8 protein-coding genes are annotated in these 5,676 nt (G+C 74.6%); 4 read left to right on the top strand and 4 right to left on the bottom strand.

Features of this window, described 5'->3' with window-relative positions:
• A partial coding sequence (locus AA75_RS32825) for a bifunctional 2-polyprenyl-6-hydroxyphenol methylase/3-demethylubiquinol 3-O-methyltransferase UbiG (RefSeq protein WP_051813908.1) occupies positions 1-652 on the bottom strand: 652 nt, incomplete at its 3' end.
• A gap of 114 nt (positions 653-766) precedes the next feature.
• On the opposite strand from AA75_RS32825, the gene AA75_RS32820 reads away from it, so the two are divergent.
• Positions 767-1,138, top strand: coding sequence for a VOC family protein (locus tag AA75_RS32820; RefSeq protein WP_033823985.1), 372 nt, complete (start codon positions 767-769; stop codon positions 1,136-1,138).
• A 99-nt stretch (positions 1,139-1,237) separates the two neighbouring features.
• On the opposite strand, the gene AA75_RS32815 is transcribed toward AA75_RS32820, so the two are convergent.
• A complete protein-coding gene (locus AA75_RS32815) occupies positions 1,238-2,323 on the bottom strand; it encodes a glycoside hydrolase family 19 protein (RefSeq protein WP_033823984.1) in 1,086 nt (361 codons plus the stop codon).
• 173 nt (positions 2,324-2,496) lie between these two features.
• Between AA75_RS32815 and AA75_RS52685 the strand changes: the two genes are divergently transcribed.
• The gene (locus AA75_RS52685) at positions 2,497-2,703 is read left to right on the top strand and encodes a TetR/AcrR family transcriptional regulator C-terminal domain-containing protein (RefSeq protein ID WP_033823983.1); all 207 of its coding nucleotides are present in this window, start codon (positions 2,497-2,499) and stop codon (positions 2,701-2,703) included.
• A 41-nt stretch (positions 2,704-2,744) separates the two neighbouring features.
• Here the strand turns inward: AA75_RS52685 and AA75_RS32805 are convergent, their stop codons facing one another.
• On the bottom strand, positions 2,745-3,530 hold the full coding sequence (locus tag AA75_RS32805; protein ID WP_051813907.1) for a DUF4184 family protein: 786 nt from the start codon (positions 3,528-3,530) through the stop codon (positions 2,745-2,747).
• 112 nt (positions 3,531-3,642) lie between these two features.
• Here AA75_RS32805 and AA75_RS32800 point away from each other — a divergent pair, with 112 nt between their 5' ends.
• Positions 3,643-4,131, top strand: coding sequence for a GNAT family N-acetyltransferase (locus AA75_RS32800; protein ID WP_033823982.1), 489 nt, complete (start codon positions 3,643-3,645; stop codon positions 4,129-4,131).
• A gap of 2 nt (positions 4,132-4,133) precedes the next feature.
• Here the strand turns inward: AA75_RS32800 and AA75_RS32795 are convergent, their stop codons facing one another.
• Entirely contained in the window at positions 4,134-5,075 is a 942-nt protein-coding gene (locus tag AA75_RS32795; RefSeq protein WP_033823981.1) for an NAD-dependent epimerase/dehydratase family protein, read from the bottom strand.
• A 314-nt stretch (positions 5,076-5,389) separates the two neighbouring features.
• Here AA75_RS32795 and AA75_RS32790 point away from each other — a divergent pair.
• Positions 5,390-5,676: SulP family inorganic anion transporter (locus AA75_RS32790; protein WP_033823980.1), on the top strand; the 287-nt coding region annotated here is incomplete at its 3' end.

Genomic DNA, 5,676 nt, shown 5'->3' with positions numbered 1-5,676 from the left:
GCGTCATGCCGAGGAACGGCGTGCCGCCGGGCAGCAGCGGTGCGTGCAGCTGCCCGCCGACGCCGGTCAGGCCGAGCGCGGCGAGCTGCGCGGGCAGCCGCCGCCCGTAGCCGGTGTCCACCCCGGCGGCCCCGAACGCGGCCCGCAGCGCCGCCATCAGCCGGCCCGCCGCCTCGCCGTGGCCGGCCGGCCAGTAGCGGGCGACGGCGTCCGCCATCGGACCGTCGATGTCGAAGTCCTCCACCATCAGCACCCCGCCGGGCGCCAGCGCGTCGGCCAGGGTGCGCAGCACCTCGTCGCGCTGCGGCAGGTGCTCCAGCACGGCGCGGGCGTGCACCAGGTCGAAGCCGGTGGACGGCAGCGGACCGGCCGTCACGTCGTGCCGCTCCACCCGCAGGTTGGGCCGGTCATGGGCGGCGGCGAACCGCAGGTCGAGGTCGATCGCCAGCACCTCCCCACCGGCCCCCACCCGGGTGGCCAGCCAGCGGGCGATCGAACCGCCGCCGCAGCCGACCTCCAGGCAGCGCCAGCCCGTGGCATCGCCCAGGGCGGCGATCCGGTCCCGGGTGGCGCCGTCGTAGACCTGCTCCAGGGCGGCGAGCCGCGCCCGCTCGCCCTCCCCCACCTGGTCGAACACGTATGTCCCGGCCATCGGCCCCACCCCTGTCCGTCGCGGCCGTGGCCACCACGGCCCCCGCCGGAGCCGACCCTACCCACCGCCGCGCCGCCGACGGCGGCGCGGGCCCGGATGCGCCAGGATGGGCGGATGCTCGATCACATCTCGATCCAGTGCGCCGACCTGGCCGCCGCCACCGCCTTCTACGACGCGGTGCTGGAGCCGCTCGGCGGGCGCCGGCTGATGGACTTCGACGGCGCGGTGGGCTACGGCCTGCCGCCGGTGCCGACCCTGTGGCTCGGCCCGCAGACCTCCGGGGAGGGTTTCCGGGAGACGCACATCGCGCTGCGCGCGCCGGACCGCGCCGCCGTGGTGGCATTCTTCACGGCCGCGACGGCCGCCGGCGGCGACGCCCTGCACCCGCCCCGGGAATGGCCCGAGTACCACCCGGGCTACTTCGCCGCGTTCGTCCGCGACCCCGACGGCAACAACATCGAGGCGGTCTGCCACCTGACGCCCTGAGCCCTGACGCCCTGAGCCCTGACGCGGGTTGGGCGGGGGTGCTTCGCCGCGGAACCGCCGGGCGGGCATGCCCGCCCGGCGGTCCGGTCGACACCGTTGTCAGCAGCTCAGGTTGGCGCCCGGGGTGACGCCCAGCAGCTGGGTGAAGCTCTGGTACGCGTTGATCCGGCTCTGCACCTGGGCGGGGTTGCCGCCGTTGCACTCCAGGCTGCCGTTGATGCTGCGGATGGTCTCGCCGAAGCCGTAGCCGTTGACCATGGCGTTGTGCGGGGTCATGGTGCCCGGGCCGCTCTGGGTGTTCCAGTACCAGAGGCCGGTCTTCCAGGCCACCGCCGAGTCGGACTGCACCAGGTTCGGGTTGTGCAGCAGGTCGATGCCCAGGGCGTCGCCGGCGGCCTTGTAGTTGAAGTTCCAGCTCAGCTGGATCGGCCCGCGCCCGTAGTACGCGGACTGCCCGGCCGGGCAGCCGTAGGGCTGCGAAGTGTCGCAGTAGTGCGGATAGTTGGCGGTGTTCTGCTCGACCACGTAGACCAGTCCGCCGGTCTCGTGGCTGACGTTGGCGAGGAACGCGGCCGCCTCCTGCTTGCGGACCGTGTCACTGCCGGTGGCCGCGAACCCGGGGTAGGCGCTCAGCGCGGCGGTCAGGCCGCTGTAGGTGTAGAAGGAGTTCCGGTTCGGGAACATCTGGTTGAACTGGGCCTCGCTGACCGGGAATCCGCCCGGGTTCTGGGTCGGCGGCGGGGTGGTGGAGCCGCCGGAGCAGGTGTACGGCTCCCAGTACCAGGTGCTGATCACCGGGTCGTAGCCCGGGTTGTCGTGGGTGGCGCGGTACAGACCGCCGTTGGTGTACCGCACCACGGTGCCGGTGGTGTAGGTGCGGCCGGCCACCCAGGACGGGTAGTCGCAACTGCCGCCGGGCGGCGGGGGGGTGCCGCCGCCCGCGCCGCAGACGCCCTGGTCGGCCCAGACGCCGGAGGCGCCGCCCGGGGTCTCGTTCTGGGTCCACCACTTGGCGGACCAGTTGTGCCCGTTGTACGAGGCGGTGGCACCACCGGTGTAGACGGCGCCGGAGTCCCAGGCGGTCGCGCACGCCACGGCCGAGGAGGCCGAGGAGGGCAGGACGACCGCCAGCGCTATCGCGGCCGCGATGGCGGACAGGAAGGCCAGAAGACGACGGACTGACACGTGATCACCCCTTCGTGCGGTGGGGGCCGCACGGGTTCGAGGACAGGTCTGCCCAAGCGCGGGCCCGGGTGGGGGACGGGCCTACCGGGTACGGATCCGGCGCGGGCTGAGGGTGACTCAACCGCGCTGGTATAGACCTGTCAAGACCCCGTGGGCAGCGGACCACCATCCGCGTGCTCGGCCACACCATCGAGGAGCAGAGCCGGGAGCAGCAGCTCGCCACCACCCGGCGCACCCCCGTGCCCGCCCCCGAGGAGGCCGCGGACCACCCCGCCATCGGGGCGGCCATCGGCCACTGGGCGGCCCGGACGCCGGACCACCGCTTCGAGTACGGCCTCGCCCTGCTGCTCGACGGGATCCGCGCCCGCGCCGTCCGCTGAGCGGCCGGGCGGGCCGGGCGGGCCCTCAGGAGCCGGGGCCCTCAGGGGCCGGTGACCGCCGTCCGACGGGCCACCACGGCGTAGCACAGCAGCGCGGCACCGACCCCGGCGATCGAACCGAACGCCACGGTCGGGATCAGGTCGAAGAGCCCGGTGCCCGGGCGCGCCCAGCGGTCGATCCGGTACCCGGCGCCGAGCACCGCGGCCACCGCCGTCCCGGCCAGCACCAGTCGGCGGCCGCCCCGGCCGAGCACCACGGCGCAGGGCCGGCCGCCGGCATCGGCGGCCCGGCGCAGCTCGCGCAGCGCGTACCCCGCCAGCAGGACGATCGCGACGGCGGACGAGCCGTACTGGAGCGTGGTGTACAGCGGGCGGCCGAACAGCGAGCCGGACTGCAGGACCGGGATCAGCCGGGTGCCGAAGCGGCGGGGGTGGGTGAACGCGTCCCAGCCGACGTGAGTGCCGGCGCCGATCGCGGCGGACAGCGCGAACCACAGCACCTCGGCGGCGCCGGGGCGGCGCAGCCCGGCCCGGGGCGCCGTCAGCAGTTCCGCGGCGCCCGCCCACCGCGCGGGCAGCAGTGCCACCAGCGGGGCGCGCAGCACCAGGTGCCAGAGCGCGGCCAGCACCGCCGTGACGGCGACGTCCACGGTCGGCACGCCCCACCAGGCGTGGGTGACGTCACCGAGCGCGAAGGAGCCCGCGAAGTACGGCAGGTCCGGTGCCATCGACCCGATGAGCAGCGCCGATGCGACCAGGCGGCCGCGGGCCCGGCCCCGGTTCAGCAGGGGCAGGACGGCGGCGGGGTGACTGAACGTGAACGGCACCCGGCCACCCTACGCGGCCCCGCCGGGCACCCGGCCGGCCGCCCGGACCACGCCCCGGGAGCCCCGGCGAAAGCGGGTGGCGCGGCGCGGCACGACGGTGCATCCTGTCCGGATGCTGATCAGAGAAGCCACCGCCGGGGACTGGCCCGCCATCTGGCCGTTCTTCCACCGGATCGTCGCCGCGGGCGAGACCTTCACCTTTCCGGTCGACCTCGACGAGGAGCAGGGCCGGGACTGGTGGCTGCTGCCCGCCCCGAGCCGGACGGTGGTCGCCGTCGACGAGGCCGGCACCGTGCTCGGCACCGCCAAGATGAACCGCAACCACCAGGGCAACGGCTCCCACATCGCCAGTGCCAGCTACATGGTCGACCCCGCACACGGCGGCCGGGGCGTCGGGCGGGCCCTGTGCGAGTACACGGTCGACTGGGCGCGGACGGCGGGCTTCCGGGCGATGCAGTTCAATGCGGTGGTGGCGAGCAACGAACACGCCGTCAGGCTCTACCGCTCCCTCGGCTTCGAGGTCCTGGGCACCCTCCCGGAGGGCTTCCTGCACCCCACCGAGGGCTACGTCGGACTGCACATCATGCACAAGGCGCTCTGAGCTCAGCGCGCGTCGGCGAGCCGCTGCGACCACCACCGGACGGTCGCGCCGATCTGCTCGTCGAGCGGGGTGGCCCGGACCGCGAACGCCCGCTCGTAGGCGGCGGTGTCCACCACGAACGGCCGGTCGAACTGGTAGCGGACCTCGCGCAGTTCGCGGAGCATCGGGGAGACCAGCGAGGCCGCGGCCAGCACCGCGGGCGACAGTCCCCGTACGGCGACGGGCCCGGTGCCCGCCTCGGCGGCCAGCCGGTCCACCATCTCCTGCGCGCTGTGGGCGGGTCCGGTCGGTACGTGCCAGGCGCGTCCCCAGGCCCGCTCCTCGCCCGCCGCCTCCACCATGGCCCGGGCCACGTCCGGGAGGTAGGTCCAGCTGTGCGGGGCCCGTGGGTCGCCGAGGACGGTGACCGCCCTGCCGCGCAGCAGGCGCGGCACCACCCGCGCGGCGAGGTGTCCGCCGTCGGTCACCCCCGGCCCGAAGAAGTCCGAGGCGCGCACCTCGACGGCCCTGATCCGGCCCGCCCGGTGCAGGTCCAGTGCCTGCGCCCAGACGGCGGCCCGGACCCGCCCCTTGGGGCCGGTCGCCGCCGCGGGCAGGTCCTCGGTCATCGGCCGGTCGACCGGGCCGTAGCCGTAGAGGTTGCCCAGCATCACCAGGACCGCGCCGCTCGCCTCGGCCGCCGCGCACACCGAGGACGCCAGCGGCGGCCAGTCGCGTACCCAGCGCGGGTAGGGCGGAGCCGCGCAGCTGAAGATCGCGTCCGCGCCGCGGACGGCCTCGGTCAGCCGACCGGGGTCCGAGGCGTCCAGCGCGAGGTGCTCGATGCCGGGCTCCGGCGGGCGGCCCGACCTGGTGACGACCCGTACGGTGTGGCCCTGCTCGGCCAGGGCACGGGCGGTGGCGGCCCCGGCGGGCCCGAATCCCAGAACGACGTGTCGACTCACCCTCGAACCCTAGCGCTACGGGTACGACCCGCCGACCGGGCCCCCGCCCCTGAACTGACCATCCGTCATGTCCTGGCGCCTGCCGTACGCTCCGGCGCAACCCGACCGGTGGCTCGTGCACCGACGCGCCGGAGATCGGCCGACACCGACGGGCCCGACCAGGGGTGATCCTCCGGAGCGCCGGAATCCACTTCGCGCACGGTGCACCACCCCGCATATGTCATCTCATCACATATCGAGCATTTCTCCGCCGCCTCGCACATTCCGATCGTACGCTGCACATTCCGCAGCCTCTGACGCACTGCGAGGATCCGATGGTTCGTCGTCTCCCCGTTCCTCCCACCGCCCTGCGCCAGGACTTCACCGCCTCCCTGGTCGTCTTCCTGGTCGCCCTCCCGCTCTGCGTGGGGGTGGCCGTCGCCTCCGGTGTCCCGGCCGAACTGGGCCTGGTCACCGGCATCGTGGGCGGCCTGGTCACCGGCCTGCTGCCCGGCAGCAGCCTCCAGGTCTCCGGTCCTGCGGCCGGCCTGACCGTCCTCGTGTACGAGGCCGTCACCGAGTTCGGGCTGCCGACGCTCGGCGCGCTGGTGTTCGCCGCCGG

The sequence above is a fragment of the Kitasatospora sp. MBT63 genome, assembly GCF_000710465.2.
GTDB lineage: Bacteria > Actinomycetota > Actinomycetes > Streptomycetales > Streptomycetaceae > Kitasatospora.
Note: the sequence above shows the minus strand (reverse complement) of the source record. Positions and strands in the feature narration are given on the sequence as shown.

Bases quoted from the DNA above. Each gene is read 5' to 3' on its own strand.
- AA75_RS32820 (WP_033823985.1), top strand. From the start codon at position 767: ATGCTCGATCACATCTCGATCCAGTGCGCCGACCTGGCCGCCGCCACC.
- AA75_RS32800 (WP_033823982.1), top strand. From the start codon at position 3,643: ATGCTGATCAGAGAAGCCACCGCCGGGGACTGGCCCGCCATCTGGCCG.